18 protein-coding genes are annotated in these 13,104 nt (G+C 54.5%); 14 read left to right on the top strand and 4 right to left on the bottom strand.

The features are described 5' to 3' along the window. Positions 1-83 precede the first annotated feature (83 nt). From ACRQU7_RS18415 to ACRQU7_RS18390, 6 genes are all read left to right on the top strand, one after another. The gene (locus ACRQU7_RS18415; protein WP_444642531.1) at positions 84-1,100 is read left to right on the top strand and encodes a lysostaphin resistance A-like protein; all 1,017 of its coding nucleotides are present in this window, start codon (positions 84-86) and stop codon (positions 1,098-1,100) included. Positions 1,101-1,106: 6 nt separating this feature from the next. Continuing rightward, positions 1,107-1,562 carry a tRNA adenosine(34) deaminase TadA gene (gene tadA / locus ACRQU7_RS18410; protein ID WP_038326121.1) on the top strand — a complete coding sequence of 152 codons (456 nt, stop codon included), beginning with the start codon at positions 1,107-1,109 and terminating at the stop codon, positions 1,560-1,562. 414 nt (positions 1,563-1,976) lie between these two features. Further along, the gene (locus ACRQU7_RS18405; RefSeq protein ID WP_444642529.1) at positions 1,977-2,180 is read left to right on the top strand and encodes a hypothetical protein; all 204 of its coding nucleotides are present in this window, start codon (positions 1,977-1,979) and stop codon (positions 2,178-2,180) included. Beyond that, positions 2,177-2,476 carry an RNA polymerase sigma factor gene (locus ACRQU7_RS18400; protein ID WP_444642527.1) on the top strand — a complete coding sequence of 100 codons (300 nt, stop codon included), beginning with the start codon at positions 2,177-2,179 and terminating at the stop codon, positions 2,474-2,476. Before ACRQU7_RS18405 ends, ACRQU7_RS18400 begins: the two co-directional genes overlap by 4 nt. Before the next feature lie 471 nt (positions 2,477-2,947). Beyond that, complete coding sequence (locus ACRQU7_RS18395; protein ID WP_444642525.1) at positions 2,948-3,265, top strand: hypothetical protein; 318 nt, start codon at positions 2,948-2,950, stop codon at positions 3,263-3,265. Between the two features lie 31 nt (positions 3,266-3,296). Then, positions 3,297-3,551 (top strand): hypothetical protein, encoded by a 255-nt coding sequence (locus ACRQU7_RS18390; RefSeq protein ID WP_444642523.1) that lies wholly within the window; start codon positions 3,297-3,299, stop codon positions 3,549-3,551. A gap of 34 nt (positions 3,552-3,585) precedes the next feature. Here the strand turns inward: ACRQU7_RS18390 and mnmA are convergent, their stop codons facing one another. Both mnmA and ACRQU7_RS18380 read right to left on the bottom strand, forming a co-directional pair. After that, positions 3,586-4,659, bottom strand: a complete 1,074-nt coding sequence (gene mnmA / locus ACRQU7_RS18385; protein WP_444642521.1) for a tRNA 2-thiouridine(34) synthase MnmA — start codon at positions 4,657-4,659, stop codon at positions 3,586-3,588. A gap of 8 nt (positions 4,660-4,667) precedes the next feature. Next, entirely contained in the window at positions 4,668-5,195 is a 528-nt protein-coding gene (locus ACRQU7_RS18380) for a hypothetical protein (RefSeq protein WP_444642519.1), read from the bottom strand. A 160-nt stretch (positions 5,196-5,355) separates the two neighbouring features. Between ACRQU7_RS18380 and ACRQU7_RS18375 the strand changes: the two genes are divergently transcribed. From ACRQU7_RS18375 to spoVAE, 4 genes are all read left to right on the top strand, one after another. Next, positions 5,356-6,018: a CpXC domain-containing protein gene (locus ACRQU7_RS18375; RefSeq protein WP_038326113.1), complete on the top strand. Its 663-nt coding sequence runs from the start codon at positions 5,356-5,358 to the stop codon at positions 6,016-6,018. 5 nt (positions 6,019-6,023) lie between these two features. Beyond that, complete coding sequence (asnB, locus tag ACRQU7_RS18370; protein WP_444642516.1) at positions 6,024-7,892, top strand: asparagine synthase (glutamine-hydrolyzing); 1,869 nt, start codon at positions 6,024-6,026, stop codon at positions 7,890-7,892. A 65-nt stretch (positions 7,893-7,957) separates the two neighbouring features. Next, positions 7,958-8,719: a 4,5-DOPA dioxygenase extradiol gene (gene ygiD, locus ACRQU7_RS18365; RefSeq protein ID WP_444642514.1), complete on the top strand. Its 762-nt coding sequence runs from the start codon at positions 7,958-7,960 to the stop codon at positions 8,717-8,719. Between the two features lie 114 nt (positions 8,720-8,833). Continuing rightward, positions 8,834-9,190, top strand: a complete 357-nt coding sequence (spoVAE, locus tag ACRQU7_RS18360) for a stage V sporulation protein AE (RefSeq protein ID WP_038326109.1) — start codon at positions 8,834-8,836, stop codon at positions 9,188-9,190. A 201-nt stretch (positions 9,191-9,391) separates the two neighbouring features. Here the strand turns inward: spoVAE and ACRQU7_RS18355 are convergent, their stop codons facing one another. Next, on the bottom strand, positions 9,392-9,544 hold the full coding sequence (locus ACRQU7_RS18355; protein ID WP_170949943.1) for a hypothetical protein: 153 nt from the start codon (positions 9,542-9,544) through the stop codon (positions 9,392-9,394). 177 nt (positions 9,545-9,721) lie between these two features. Beyond that, on the bottom strand, positions 9,722-9,985 hold the full coding sequence (gene rpsT / locus ACRQU7_RS18350) for a 30S ribosomal protein S20 (RefSeq protein ID WP_038326108.1): 264 nt from the start codon (positions 9,983-9,985) through the stop codon (positions 9,722-9,724). A 99-nt stretch (positions 9,986-10,084) separates the two neighbouring features. Here rpsT and gpr point away from each other — a divergent pair, with 99 nt between their 5' ends. Genes gpr through ACRQU7_RS18330 form a run of 4 tightly spaced genes read left to right on the top strand, consistent with a single transcriptional unit; the run spans position 10,085 to position 12,891 of the window. Beyond that, positions 10,085-10,903 carry a GPR endopeptidase gene (gene gpr / locus ACRQU7_RS18345; protein ID WP_038326107.1) on the top strand — a complete coding sequence of 273 codons (819 nt, stop codon included), beginning with the start codon at positions 10,085-10,087 and terminating at the stop codon, positions 10,901-10,903. A 59-nt stretch (positions 10,904-10,962) separates the two neighbouring features. After that, positions 10,963-12,054, top strand: a complete 1,092-nt coding sequence (spoIIP, locus tag ACRQU7_RS18340) for a stage II sporulation protein P (protein WP_444642511.1) — start codon at positions 10,963-10,965, stop codon at positions 12,052-12,054. A 26-nt stretch (positions 12,055-12,080) separates the two neighbouring features. Further along, positions 12,081-12,335: a hypothetical protein gene (locus tag ACRQU7_RS18335; protein WP_038326106.1), complete on the top strand. Its 255-nt coding sequence runs from the start codon at positions 12,081-12,083 to the stop codon at positions 12,333-12,335. Continuing rightward, on the top strand, positions 12,322-12,891 hold the full coding sequence (locus ACRQU7_RS18330) for a hypothetical protein (protein WP_444642508.1): 570 nt from the start codon (positions 12,322-12,324) through the stop codon (positions 12,889-12,891). Before ACRQU7_RS18335 ends, ACRQU7_RS18330 begins: the two co-directional genes overlap by 14 nt. The last annotated feature ends 213 nt before the right edge of the window (positions 12,892-13,104 follow it).

Here is a 13,104-nt window from a genome sequence, read left to right as displayed (position 1 = left end):
TCTATATTCACCTAACCTGCCAAAAAAGGAGACGCTCTTTCCTGCTTGCGGGAGAGGGCCCTTTTTTATAAAAGGAGAGAGCAATGAACAATTCGCCTTACACCCAATACGGCCCTTATTATAACGTGCATCCCTATGTGGAAGCCCAGAACAGCAAGCGCGAGCTGAGGAAAACCTCTAACGCGGTCTGCTGGACCCTGCTCGTCGCCATGTTCCTGATGACCGGCTTCCTGTATGTCTGCGTGTTCTATCTTCGCGCGGTGGGATATGCGCACGACTATACGAACAGCGATTTTCAGGGGTTTACGCCGGTGCTTTATTATCTTGCGACCGGGGCGGGCTATCTGGTCGGGCTGGCCGCTCCCGCGCTGGTCTTTTTCGCCGCGAGGCATATTTCCCTGAGCAGCGCGCTGCCCTTTGAGAAGGCCGGGTTTCTGAAAATTGGCGCGTGTGTCTTTTTCGGGACAGCCGTCTGTATGCTGGCGAACATTCCGGCCAATGCGGTGGTGGAAATCGAGAAATGGTTCGGCTTTTCCGGCGAGCTGCCGGAGATGCCCCTGACGGGCGATCCGCCGGTTTTATTCCTGTATTTCCTTACGATCGCGGTCATTCCGCCGCTGGTGGAGGAACTGTTTTTCCGCGGCGTGGTGCTTCACAGCCTGAGAAAATACGGGGACGGGTTCGCGGTAGTGGGCTCCGCGATCCTTTTCGGGCTGTACCACGGCAATTTTGTGCAGATGGTGTTTGCCTTTATCGCCGGTCTGGTCATGGCGCTGGTGGTTGTCCGCACCAATTCCCTGTGGCCGTCCATCCTGATCCATTTTTTCAACAACGGGATTTCCTTCGCGGTAGAAATGTCGCAGCGTTTAGGCGGGGACCAGATGGCAGATTATGTAAACAACACGGTGGTCGGCGTCGTCTTGGCGCTGGGTGTGGCTTCCTTTGTTTATCTGCTGGTAAAGGATAAGAAGTTTTTCCACAGCGACGGGGTAAACCCGTATTTCCGGCTTTCCGCAAAGCTGAACGCGCTGTTTTTCAATCCGGGCGGTGTGGCGGTGCTGCTGTTAACGCTTCTGTCCTCGTTCCGGTATCTTTCGTAGGCTGATATGGACAGGGAAGAACGGTTTATGCGCCTGGCGCTGGCTCTTGCGCGGGAGGCGGCGCAGGAGGGCGAGGTGCCGGTCGGCGCGGTGATCGTAAAGGACGGGGAAGTCATTTCCACGGGCCGCAACCGGCGCGAGAGCGGGAAAAACGCGCTTTGCCACGCGGAACTGGAGGCCATTGACCGGGCGTGCCGTCTGCTGGGCGGCTGGCGGCTGTGGCAGTGCGAGCTGTTCGTCACGCTGGAGCCCTGCCCCATGTGTGCGGGAGCGATCATCAACGCGCGGATTCCAAGAGTGGTATACGGCGCACGGGACCCGAAGGCCGGTTCCTGCGGCTCCGTCGTGAATCTGTTTGAACTGCCGTACAACCACAGTCCGGAGCTGCTGGGCGGCGTGCTTGCCGACGAATGCGCGCTGCTGCTTACGGATTTTTTTCAAAAGCTGAGGGATAAAAAATAAAGGGAGGAAGCGTTTCGCTTCCTCCTACTTTTTTCCCCGGCGATAAGGCTTCCGGGAATCCCGGAATTTTCCCGGAGCATCGTATCTCTTCTTGTTGATCTTGCCAAACGTATAGACAAGAATATAACATCCCGCAATGATCAATAAAGGAGCGAAGCTTTCCATTTTGATTCCCGCTTTCCGTTTGGTATCCTGCTCCTGTCCGGACAGGCCGCTCAGGCTTTTCTTTTATTTTAACATCCTTGTAAAATGGAAACAAGCCCGGTTCGGTGTACCGAGTTTGTCCCTGCCAGAGCTTTATATAGAACGTTTGTTCTAAAATATCTTGAAAATTTGCTCCTCTTTGGATAGTATGGAATTATAGGACACGAATCCGGATGCTTGCGATCCGCTTCGGGGAAGGAAAGGAGCAATATGGACTATAACGAATGGGGCACGGAATATTTGAATGAGGCAGAGAGAATTAAGGAACGGCTGACGCCGCTTCGCAGGCAGGCGCGGCAGGCGGGCAACGAGGAGGCCTCCGGGCTGTACCGCAGGATTGCCCTGCTGAACGACATGTATCTGGACTGCCTGCACACGGGCAGGTATCTGGTGAGAATCGGGGCGAAAAGATGAGAAGAAAAAGCAATTTAAGCTTGGACCTGTTCGGGGACCGGTTGAATGTCGGTCGGGAAGAGAACGACGACGGGAGAGAGCATCTCAGGATGCGCGGGGCGCTGCGGCGCGCGATGGAAGGAGAGCTGACCGAACGGCAGCGCGACTGTCTGCGGCTGCGGTATTTCGAGCAGAAAAGCGTACAGGAGGTCGCGGAAATCATCGGCGTTACGCCGCCGACCGTGTCGAAGCATCTGAAAAAAGCGCGGGAACGTCTGCGCCGAGTGGTGGGGTATTCCTTCTCGCGGTTAAATTGAGGGGGAAGTACTCCGAGACTCCCTCCGACGCGCCGGGCGCGCCACCTCCCTCTGGGAGGGAGGCAGGCAGGCAGGCAGGGGTCGTTCCTTAAGGCCATCCTTCGAGGGGGCTGCCGCGGAGCGGCTGGGGGAGTTTACGGCAGGCTGGAAGGAGCCCCTCCTTTCGCATCAGCCTGCCGGCCGGGATGTGCGCCTTTGGCGATGCTTCTGGTCGGCTTACGTTAAATCGAAGGCAGAATACTCGAAACTCCCTCCGTCGCGCCGGGCGCGCCACCTCCCTCAGGGAGGGAGGCTGGGGGTCGTTTTTTTAAGGCCTTCTCCTCGAGGGGGCTGCCGCGGAGCGGCTGGGGGAGTTTGACGGGAGTGTCTGAGCGGGGGCGCACTCCTTTCGTTAACCCTACTTGCCAAATCCGTTTGTATCGACAGGGTATCTGTGATATCATTACGGTAAGAATTACAGGGTGGTGTAAGATGGCCAGATTTTTTAAAGGGGCGGGATTGGTGTTCCTGATTGCAGGGATCGGTCTTTTCCTTGCGGAGCTCGCGTCCTCCGACAAGGACTTCTGGGTTTTCCTCAGCGTTTTTACCGCGGGGCTTCTCGGCCTGCTGCTGATTGCCGTCGGCGAACTGATGAACAGGGTCGATGTGCTGGAGGATCAGCTGAAAATCAGCGAGGACCGTCGGGACAACGCGCCGGAAATCATGCAGATCACCTGCCCGAACTGTGGAAAGGAATGCGACATGGATTACCCGAAATGCCCGTACTGCGGGTACGGTCTCAAGCAGTGATCGGCTTTTCGGGCAGAAAAGGGGCGGTAAAATGAGCAAAGACGGCAGCCGCGTCCGGTCGATTCAGATCGTTCTGTGGGGCGCTTTTGCGGCGGTGCTTTATTCTGCGGGATTCACGCGCGGCGAATGGCAGAACTGGGTATGTTCGGTCATTGTCTTTGCCTTGCTGTGCTCCTATAGCTATGGAAATCATCCGACGCAGAAGCGCCTGAAAGGGATTTTTGTCGTCTTCGGGATATTTTGTGTCGGGCTCCTTCTTCTGTATTTTCTGGAAAATAAACGCTGAAAGGGCGGAGCCGAAAACGGCTCCGCCCTTACGATTATTCCGGCTGAATCGTGCCGCCGCCGACCACAAGGTCCCCGTCGTAAAAGACGACGGCTTGTCCCGGCGTGACCGCACGCTGCGCTTCTTCAAAATCCACACGGACTTTTCCGTCCCCGAGCGGAACCAGCTTCGCCTTTGCGGGCTTCGCCTGATACCGTACCTTGGCGGTGATCTCCGTTTCCTTTTCCAAGGTATCGAACGGAATGAAATTGAGGTCCGCCGCAATCAGGGAGGATGCGTACTGGCTGCCCTCTTCCCCCAGTGTAATCCGGTTATGTACCGTGTCGATCCCGGTCACATACATGGGCTTGCCGAAGGTAACGCCCAGCCCCTTGCGCTGACCGACGGTGTAACGGGTGATGCCGCGGTGGCGGCCGATCACGTTTCCGCTCTGGTCCACGAAATCGCCCTGCGGAGCGGTTTTCCCGGTGTAGCGCTCAATGAATCCGGCGTAATCGTTGTTTTCCACAAAGCAGATTTCCTGACTGTCCGGCTTGTGCGCGACGGGCAGCCCGGCTTCCTCCGCCATGGCGCGCGCCTCGGGCTTTGTGTAGCTCCCCAGCGGCATCAGGGTGCGGCTGAGCTGCTCCTGTGTAAAGGAGTACAGCACGTAGCTCTGGTCCTTGCTGGCGGGCGCTTTTTTCAAAAGCCAGCGCCCCGCCGCGTTTTGTTCGATCACGGCGTAGTGGCCGGTGGAGATATAGTCAAAATCCAGCTCCTTCGCGCGGCGGAGCATGGCGTCGAACTTGACGTGGCGGTTGCAGGCGATACACGGGTTGGGCGTCAGCCCCGCCGCGTACTGCGCCGCGAAATAGTCGATGACGTCCTTTTCAAAAACGTCCGTAAAATTGAGGACCAGATGGTCGATCCCAAGCTTGTAGGCAACCCTGCGTGCGTCGTCGATATCGTCCAGCGAGCAGCAGCCGCCCGCCGCGCTCTGGCACATGTATTCGTCCGGCCGCAGCCGCAGGGTGACGCCGGTAACGTCGTATCCGTCCCTGAGAAGCAGGAGCGCGGCAACGGAGCTGTCCACGCCGCCGCTCATGCCGAGCATTACTTTTTTCTTCATATTCCCGCTCAGTCCAGCGTGGGCTGGGCCTCGTCCTCGTCGTCCGCTGCTTCCTCGGCCGCCTCTTCGGACGCGTCATCCCTGTCGTTTGCCTTGTCAACAATGGGGAAATGGAGCGGAAAATCGGCGGGCGCGATATCGTCCTCCGGTTCCGGCGCGGGGACGTCCGTGCTTTCCGTATCGGATTCACCGGAACAGCCGCACGGGCAGTAATCGCAGTCGTCCGTACAGTCGGTACAGGCGTCGTCCTCATACCCTTCTTCGGCGGTGAGCTCGTCGAGCTTGTCAAACGCCTTTTTTATGCGCTTGTCGGCGGCTTCCACCGCTTTGCACAGGGACTCGGTTTCCTCGTTCTGCGCGTCGCGCAGATTCTGAAAATAATATTTTCCCAATGCGACGTAGGCGCGCGCTTCGTTTTCCCTTTCGTTTTTAATCACGATCCTGATGCGATTTATCAGCGCGGCTTTGCGGTTTTTCTCAACAACATAGTCGACTGCTTTTGTTACCCTGCCGGTTACATTTTCAAAAAAATTCATAGCGTACCTCCTGCCGCAATAGCGGTGTTCATGATGGGATTTCAATGCTATTATTATAACTCAAAAGTTTGAAAAATAACAGGATTATTTAATTCTGTTCCTTTTTTAAATTTGTTGTGATATAATAAACAAATACGCAAAGGCTAAGGAGGAAATAAAAATGCCATCGGTTGGAAACAGGGACGTAAGCTGCCCTCACTGCGGTGCCGTGGTAAAAACAGCGATGAGCCCCGAAATCAACGCCGGGGAGAATCCGGATTTGCGGCAGCGCATCCTGGATGAAACGCTGTTTGACTGGAAATGTCCGGAATGCGGCTATGAAGCGCAGCTTGTTTATCCTTGCCTTTATCACGATAAAGAAAATCAGTTTATGGTATATGTTGTGCCGAACAGCGGCTGCTGCCAGCTGGAACCGGTCAGTGTGGGCGAAGCTTTTCCGCAGTTTAACGGGATGGCCAAGCGGGCGGTGACCTCGCTGGCGGGTCTGAAGGAAAAAGTGCTTATTTTCGAGGCCGGGCTGAACGATTTTGCGGTGGAGCTGGTCAAGCTTGCGCTCACCGACGTGGCGGGCAAAAAACACGACCGAAAGACTTCCTCCGGATACTTTTGCTACGCGGATGAAAAAGAGAACCGGATTGTGTTTTCCTTTTTCCTGCAGGGAGAGGACGAGCCGGTACAGCAGGGAACGCGTATGGACGTATACCGCAAATCGCTGGAGATTGTGGAAAGCGTGGGCGCGGTTTCACGGGACGACGATTTTGTGGCGGTGGATTCTGCCGCCGCTGAAAATATTTTGCGGGTGTACCGCGGCGGGGAGGACTAAGACAGATGTGCGGATTGTGCGGATTTACCGGTGAAGTAATCGACCGCGACGCAGTGATTAAAAGCATGACCGATAAAATCACCCACAGGGGCCCGGACTCCAACGGGTTTTTTACCGATTCCGATATCTCCATGGGCTTTAGGCGCCTGAGCATCATCGACGTCGCTTCCTCGGGCGACCAGCCGATCTACAACGAGAACAAAACCCTGGTGCTTACGTTTAACGGGGAAATCTATAACTACCGGGAGCTCAGAAACATCCTGCTGGAAAAGGGGCATCGTTTTTATACCCAGACCGATTCCGAGGTGCTGATCCACGGCTTTGAGGAATGGCATGAAGACCTTCTGACCAAGCTGCGCGGGATGTTCGCGTTTGCCATCTACGACACCGTCGAAAAGAGTGTGTTTATTGCCCGCGACTATTTCGGAATCAAGCCGATGCATTACACGCAGGTCGGCGGCCATTTTGTTTACGGCTCCGAAATCAAGAGCATTCTGGAATTTCCCGGCTTTGAAAAGAAATTCAATAAAAACGCGCTGAACAATTACATCTCGTTTGAATACGCCGTTCCGCCGGAAACCTTCTTCGAGAATGTCTACTGCCTGATGCCGGCGCACTACCTCTGGTACAAGGACGGCAAGGTCGAAACCCACCGCTACTGGGAGCCGAAATTCAGCGAGGACCCCGGCATGACCCGGGAACAGGCCGTCGAGGAAATCGAAAAGGTGTTTGAGGACTCGGTCAGCGCGCACAAAATCAGCGACGTGGAAGTCGGGTGCTTCCTGTCCAGCGGCGTGGATTCCAGCTATGTTTCCACCTATTTCGCCGGGCAGAAGACCTTTACGGTCGGGTTCGATTACGGGGAAAAATACAACGAAATCGACTGGGCAAAGAACCTTTCCGAAAAGATCGGCGTGGAACATCACTATAAGGTCATTTCCGCCGACGAATACTGGGGAAATATCCGCAAGGTGCAATACCATATGGACCAGCCGCTGGCCGACGCGTCCTGTATCGCCCTCTATTTTGTTTCGAAAATGGCGAGCGAGTACGTGAAGGTGGTGCTTTCCGGCGAAGGTGCGGACGAGCTGTTCGGCGGATACAATATTTATCACGAGCCGGATGATTTTGCAGGCTACAAAAAGCTGCCGCTCGGCCTGCGCAAGGCGCTGGCGGCGGTTGCGAAGGCGCTGCCGTTTTCCTTCCGGGGCAAAAGCTTCCTGATGCGCGGCGCGCTGCCGATCGAGGAAAACTTTATCGGAAACTGCAGCATGTTTACCATGGACGAAAAACGCCGCCTGCTGAAAAGCGATATTCCGGTCACCCGTCCGCAGGAGCTGACAAAGCCGTATTACGACCGCGTAAAGGACAAGGACGACGTGACCAAGATGCAGTATCTGGACATCAACGTCTGGCTGGTCGGCGACATCCTTTTGAAAGCGGACCGCATGAGCATGGCGAATTCGCTGGAGCTGCGCGTGCCGTTCCTCGACAAAGAGGTGTTCGGGGTGGCTTCCCGTATTCCGAGAAAGCTGCGGGTGAATAAGGAAAACACCAAGTACGCGATGCGCCTTGCCGCGATGAAGCATCTGCCGGACGCGACCGCACAGAAGAAAAAGCTGGGATTCCCGGTGCCGACGCGTGTGTGGCTCAGGGATGAAAAATACTATAATGTTGTAAAGGACGCTTTTACGGGCGAAACCGCAAAGAAGTTCTTCAACACCAACGAGCTGATGAAATTCCTTGACGACCACTACAGCGGGAAGCGGGACAACAACCGTAAAATCTGGACGATTTTTGTCTTCCTCGTCTGGTACGATATTTATTTTAACGGCGGTTCCCACGAACCGGGCGATCTTCCGGTCATCCGGTAGCCGTGTCGGGACTGATTGCAAACGCGAATTTCTGAGGAGCTTTCATTGGAAAGGGGAAAAATCGGATGATGCCGGTGGTTTTTGTAGGACATGGGTCGCCTATGAACGCGATTGAGGAAAATGAGTACACGGCGGGCTGGAGAGAGATCAGTGCGGAAATCCCCAGGCCGGATGCGATTCTGGCGGTTTCCGCTCACTGGTATACCGACCGTACCCGGCTGATGACGCAGGAAAAGCCGAAAACCATCCATGATTTTTACGGCTTTCCCAGGGAACTGTACGATATTCAGTATCCGGCCCCCGGCGCTCCGGAGCTTGCAGCCGAGACGATGAAGCTGATCGGCGGGGACTGTCTGGAGGACCGGACCTGGGGCATTGACCACGGGGCGTGGAGCGTGCTGAGGCTGATGTATCCGCGGGCGGATATCCCGGTGGTGCAGATGAGCATTGACAGAAGGCTGACCCCGCGGGAGATGTTCGATGTCGGCAGGAAGCTGAAGGCTTTGCGGGGAGAGAATGTGCTGATTTTCGGGAGCGGAAACGTGGTACATAATCTGGCGCTTGTGGATTTTTCCGTACGGGGCGGATACCCCTTTGCGGACGAGTTCGACGCATATATCCGCGATCATATTCAGGACGGGGATTTCAGCGCGGTGATCGAATACAAAAAAGCGGGAGAATGTGCAAAACACGCGTTTCCCACACGGGAACACTTTGACCCGCTGCTGTACGTTTTGGGAGCGGCGGATGAAAAGGATCAGGTCAAAATCTATAATGAAGCGCGTATGGCGGGAAGTCTTTCCATGACCTCCTACGTCTTTTCATAATAAACCAAAGCGAACCGGCCGGATGGCCGGTTTTTTTGCGGTATTTTTTGATTTAATTCTTTGGAATGTATATTGAAGCGATCATCAGGCGAAAATAAAGCCGAGGTGAAAAACATGGATTATTTATGGGCTTTTTTGATCGGCGGCGCCATTTGCGCGATCGGCCAGGTACTGATCGATTTTACGAAGCTGACGCCGGCCAGAATCCTTGTTTTGTTTGTCACACTGGGTGTGGCGTTGACGGGGCTGGGGCTGTACGGGCCGCTCGTGGATTTCGCGGGGGCCGGCGCTACGGTGCCGCTGACCGGTTTTGGGTATCTGATGGCGAAAGGGACGCTTGAAGCGGTCAGGGAACAGGGTTTGCTGGGCGCGTTTACGGGCGGCGTCGCGGCGAGTGCCGCAGGTATCGCGGCGGCCGTGTTCTTCGGATACGTTGCCGCTCTGTTTTCAAAGTCGGGAGATAAGAGCTAGCAAAACCTTTCTCGTTCTGAAAATCCTGTACAGGATTTTCAGGATTATCAACGGCCAGATCATCGGCATGCTTCTGTGGGAGATCTGGAAGCTGTATTACCGTACGTATTTCAAAAAATATATGGTAAGGCTAAAAGCATGAAAAAAACGGGCAGGTATCAAAACCTGCCCGTATGCTGTTATGGCACCGGAGGACGTCCCTTACTGTATGGAACAATCCAGGTAGTGCTCAAGCTCCTCTTCATCCTTTTTCTTTTTCTCAAAGAAGAGGACGACGGCAACAACAGCCGCCGCGACGGCCGTCATAGCGGAAATTACTGTAATCAATATGGATAATGTATTACATTTTTTCAAAACGAGCACCTCCGTTTATCATGATTAGATCCTGTTTATATAATATATAATAACCAATTCTTTTTGAAAAGTCAATCAAAGCGGCAAGTTTATGGAAATTCGCTCCCTGCGCTCCGGAGTATAATAAAAAAGCAGGGCGCAAGGCTCTGCTTTTGCTTTTAAACCGCGTATTCAGGGTTATGCATTTGCTGCGTTCAGCTTGCGTGCAAGAGCTGATTTCTTTCTTGCGGCTGTGTTCTTGTGCAGGATTCCCTTTGCCGCAGCCTGATCAAGCTTCTTAATCGCAACCTTAACGGCATCCGCTTTGTTGGCATCATTGGATTCTACGGCAAGGTTTGCTTTCTTTATATCAGTTTTCAGTCCGGAATGAAAGGACTTGTTGATGAGTGTTTTTGTAGCAATAACCTTTACGCGTTTTTTGGCTGATTTAATGTTAGGCATGATTCCACCTCCTTTGGTATTGTCACGTATCAATAATAATACCATCGATGGACAAAAAATGCAAGCGTTTTAAAAAAAATAGGAAAGGACTGATTTTTTATGGTATTCCGTACCGATCTGGCGCTGGAAAATACGGAACCCAGCAGGCACGTTACACGCAAAGAAAAGGACTGCACGGTCACACGGATAGACGAGGAGGGCAACACCTATGTTACGCTGGAGGTGCAGGCGATTTCCGACCATATCGACAGTGACAACAGCCTGCTGACCCTGACCGCGCAGGAGCTGTCCGCGCTGCTGCCAAAGAAGGGAAGCGTTTTGGTGGCGGGGCTGGGGAACCGCGCTATTACGCCGGACGCGCTGGGGCCGCTCGTCGCCGAAAAAATTCTGGCGACAAGGCATATCAAGGGCGAGCTGGCAAAGGTGACGGGCCTGGACAAGCTGCGTCCCGTTTCCGTAGTAAGCCCCGGGGTGCTGGGCTGCACGGGGATTGAAGCCGTGGAGCTTCTGCAGGCGCTGGTCAAGGAGCTGAACCCGGACGCCGTGGTTGCGGTCGACGCGCTTGCGGCGCGCAGCCCCGCCCGGCTGGGCTGCACGGTGCAGCTTTGCTCCGCGGGGATTTCTCCCGGGGCCGGTGTGGGAAACGCAAGGCCGCGCATCGACGAAAGCACGCTCGGCGTTCCGGTGGTCAGCATGGGGATTCCGACCGTGGTGGACGCGGCCACTCTGGCGGCGGACCTGCTGGACGGTGAAACGGACGGGTCCGAGGAGAAAATCGCACCGCGCGGCGCCCAGATGATGGTGACCCCGCGTGAAATCGACCTGATTATTTCCAGAGGCGCGCGACTGCTGAGCATGGGAATCAACGTGGCGCTGAACCCCTCTCTCAGTGTTGAGGATTTTGAAGAATTGACCTGAAGCATCATGAAATTTGTCCCGCCCGCATAAGAATGAATATCATTCAATGGGGGCAGGATATGAAAAACTGGATGCAAAAGGGAATGGGAATCTGCTCGGTTGCATTGGTGTTTGCGGCGGTCGCGTGCGTTCTGGGACGTTTGCCCGTGCTGCAGGCAAAGGACGCGGCGTTCGCCGCGGCGGGCTTTATCATGCCCGCGGGTGCTGCCGAGGCAATGAAAGAGGATTATCTGGAAGAGGATGAAGAGGATAATGAGCACGGGAGCAGCGAGGCGCCGGTTTCTTCGGGCGTAAGCTCCGCCCCGGCTTCTTCACAGGAAAGCTCCGGTACGGGGGCAAGCTCACAGGCTGCTTCGAGCACGTCGTCGGGCACGTCGTCGTCTCCCGTTACGCTGCCCAAGGGCGTGAAGGAAATGAGCATTGCCAATTCCGGTTCCCAATACAATAATATATGGGTAAAGAATACGAATAAAAACCATACGGTCGACATCGCTTCGGAGCTTCAGAAACAGCCTGCGGTAAAAATCGTCAAAAATTCGACGCCGCAGGTCCTGATTTACCACACCCACACAACGGAGGCGTTTCTGGGCGATACGCGCAGCCAGGACAAAGCGAAAAGCGTGGTCGCCGTGGGCGACCAGATCGCCGCCCAGCTGAAGGCCGCCGGAATCAACGTGGTGCACGACACCACCTTGCACGACTACCCGAGCTATAACGGCTCGTATGACCGTTCCAAGGTGACGATGCAGAACAACCTGAAGAAATATCCGGGCATCCAAGTCACGCTCGACATCCACCGCGACGCGATGGGCACCTCCGACGGAACCAGGATCAAACCGACCGCGACGGTCAACGGCAGGAAGGCCGCGCAGGTGATGATCATCTCCGGCTGTGACGACGACGGCACGCTCGGCTTCCCCAACTGGGAATACAATTTCAGGCTGGCCGTGCGGCTGCAGAAGTCGCTGGCGGATTTATACCCCGGTTTGGCGCGGCCGCTGAATTTCTGCGCGAGGAAGTATAATGAAAATCTGACGAAAGGTTCCCTGCTGATCGAGTTCGGCACCGAGGTCAATACCCTTGACGAGGCGGTGTACTCCGGGGAGCTGTTCGGGAAAGCGCTGGTCAACGTTCTGAACGGCCTGACATAAGCGGAAAGGAAAAGATGTTAAAAAAAATGGAAAGAAAAAGAAAAAGGATTTTCTTTGCGTCGTTTTTCAGCACGCTTTGCGTCTTTGCACTGCTTTTCGGCATGGCGGAGGTCGACGCCAATTCCCGCAGAATCGGCTTTGGCGACGACAAAACCCTTATTTACCAGATTACCGGCAAAACATGGCAGGAAACTTGCAATGTGGCGAAAGTATGGTATAATAATTTCGTATTATCATTGAGAGAGAATGCTGTGGAGGAAACGTATCATGAATCAACATAAGAAAATATGGTTTTCAGTATTCATATTGATCTTTATGTTTTCATTGTACTCCGTCACCGCTCTGGCAACTGAGATAACGCCGGAACAGGTGGAACAGATCCTGAACCAGCAGTCCTCCCAGGCTCCCTCACAGTCCGTCGCGAGTACCGTTTCCAGCAAACCGGCCGTCAGCTCCAGAAGATCGGTCACGAGCAAAAAGCCGGTATCCTCGGAAATTATCTCCGGAGCTTCCAGAGATGCCTCCGGTGACGTTTCCGGTGGGGTTTTCAGCAGCGGTGAAGAATCCAGCGAGATTGTTCTTCCCAGCGTGGACAGCATAGAGGAAAACAACCCGCTCAGCTCCGTGATCGTAGATACCGCGGCCAACAAAAAAATGAACTGGATCGGGATTCTTTCGTGGGTGTGTATCGCGCTGGGCATCGTGGTGGTGCTGATCGTCGTGTTCAGCAACCGCCGTCCGCCGAGAGGCGGAGGCCGCAAACGCTACCGCCGCCCGAACCGCCCGCACAAGAAACGCCTGCTGAACGACAAGTATTACAGAAATCTGAAATATTGATCATGGCGGCGCGCCGGAGAAGAAATTTTCCGGTACGCCGCTGTTTTTGTGCGCGTCTCACAGCCCGGACTTTACCGGGCTTTATTTCGCGCGTTTTATAAAAATTTTTCCCTGCCGCACATAAAATTTCTCCCCGCCGCAAGGCATACTATTCAGAATTCGTGATCTGTGTTATAATATATTATTCATTATCTTTCCAGCATTTTCAGTCTG

Origin of the sequence: Caproiciproducens puteiluti (genome assembly GCF_052442865.1) — a bacterium.
In the GTDB taxonomy this organism is placed as follows: Bacteria; Bacillota; Clostridia; order Oscillospirales; family Acutalibacteraceae; genus Caproiciproducens.
Note: the sequence above shows the minus strand (reverse complement) of the source record. Positions and strands in the feature narration are given on the sequence as shown.

What these genes read in the sequence shown, in the direction of transcription:
- tadA (WP_038326121.1), top strand. Translation starts at nt 1,107, where the DNA reads ATGGACAGGGAAGAACGGTTTATGCGCCTGGCGCTGGCTCTTGCGCGG.
- ACRQU7_RS18405 (WP_444642529.1), top strand. Translation starts at nt 1,977, where the DNA reads ATGGACTATAACGAATGGGGCACGGAATATTTGAATGAGGCAGAGAGA.
- ACRQU7_RS18395 (WP_444642525.1), top strand. Translation starts at nt 2,948, where the DNA reads ATGGCCAGATTTTTTAAAGGGGCGGGATTGGTGTTCCTGATTGCAGGG.
- ACRQU7_RS18415 (WP_444642531.1), top strand. Translation starts at nt 84, where the DNA reads ATGAACAATTCGCCTTACACCCAATACGGCCCTTATTATAACGTGCAT.
- ACRQU7_RS18330 (WP_444642508.1), top strand. Translation starts at nt 12,322, where the DNA reads ATGAATCAACATAAGAAAATATGGTTTTCAGTATTCATATTGATCTTT.
- ACRQU7_RS18335 (WP_038326106.1), top strand. Translation starts at nt 12,081, where the DNA reads ATGGAAAGAAAAAGAAAAAGGATTTTCTTTGCGTCGTTTTTCAGCACG.
- ACRQU7_RS18375 (WP_038326113.1), top strand. Translation starts at nt 5,356, where the DNA reads ATGCCATCGGTTGGAAACAGGGACGTAAGCTGCCCTCACTGCGGTGCC.
- mnmA (WP_444642521.1), bottom strand. Translation starts at nt 4,659, where the DNA reads ATGAAGAAAAAAGTAATGCTCGGCATGAGCGGCGGCGTGGACAGCTCC.
- ygiD (WP_444642514.1), top strand. Translation starts at nt 7,958, where the DNA reads ATGATGCCGGTGGTTTTTGTAGGACATGGGTCGCCTATGAACGCGATT.
- rpsT (WP_038326108.1), bottom strand. Translation starts at nt 9,985, where the DNA reads ATGCCTAACATTAAATCAGCCAAAAAACGCGTAAAGGTTATTGCTACA.
- spoVAE (WP_038326109.1), top strand. Translation starts at nt 8,834, where the DNA reads ATGGATTATTTATGGGCTTTTTTGATCGGCGGCGCCATTTGCGCGATC.
- ACRQU7_RS18400 (WP_444642527.1), top strand. Translation starts at nt 2,177, where the DNA reads ATGAGAAGAAAAAGCAATTTAAGCTTGGACCTGTTCGGGGACCGGTTG.
- ACRQU7_RS18380 (WP_444642519.1), bottom strand. Translation starts at nt 5,195, where the DNA reads ATGAATTTTTTTGAAAATGTAACCGGCAGGGTAACAAAAGCAGTCGAC.
- asnB (WP_444642516.1), top strand. Translation starts at nt 6,024, where the DNA reads ATGTGCGGATTGTGCGGATTTACCGGTGAAGTAATCGACCGCGACGCA.
- gpr (WP_038326107.1), top strand. Translation starts at nt 10,085, where the DNA reads ATGGTATTCCGTACCGATCTGGCGCTGGAAAATACGGAACCCAGCAGG.
- ACRQU7_RS18390 (WP_444642523.1), top strand. Translation starts at nt 3,297, where the DNA reads ATGAGCAAAGACGGCAGCCGCGTCCGGTCGATTCAGATCGTTCTGTGG.
- spoIIP (WP_444642511.1), top strand. Translation starts at nt 10,963, where the DNA reads ATGAAAAACTGGATGCAAAAGGGAATGGGAATCTGCTCGGTTGCATTG.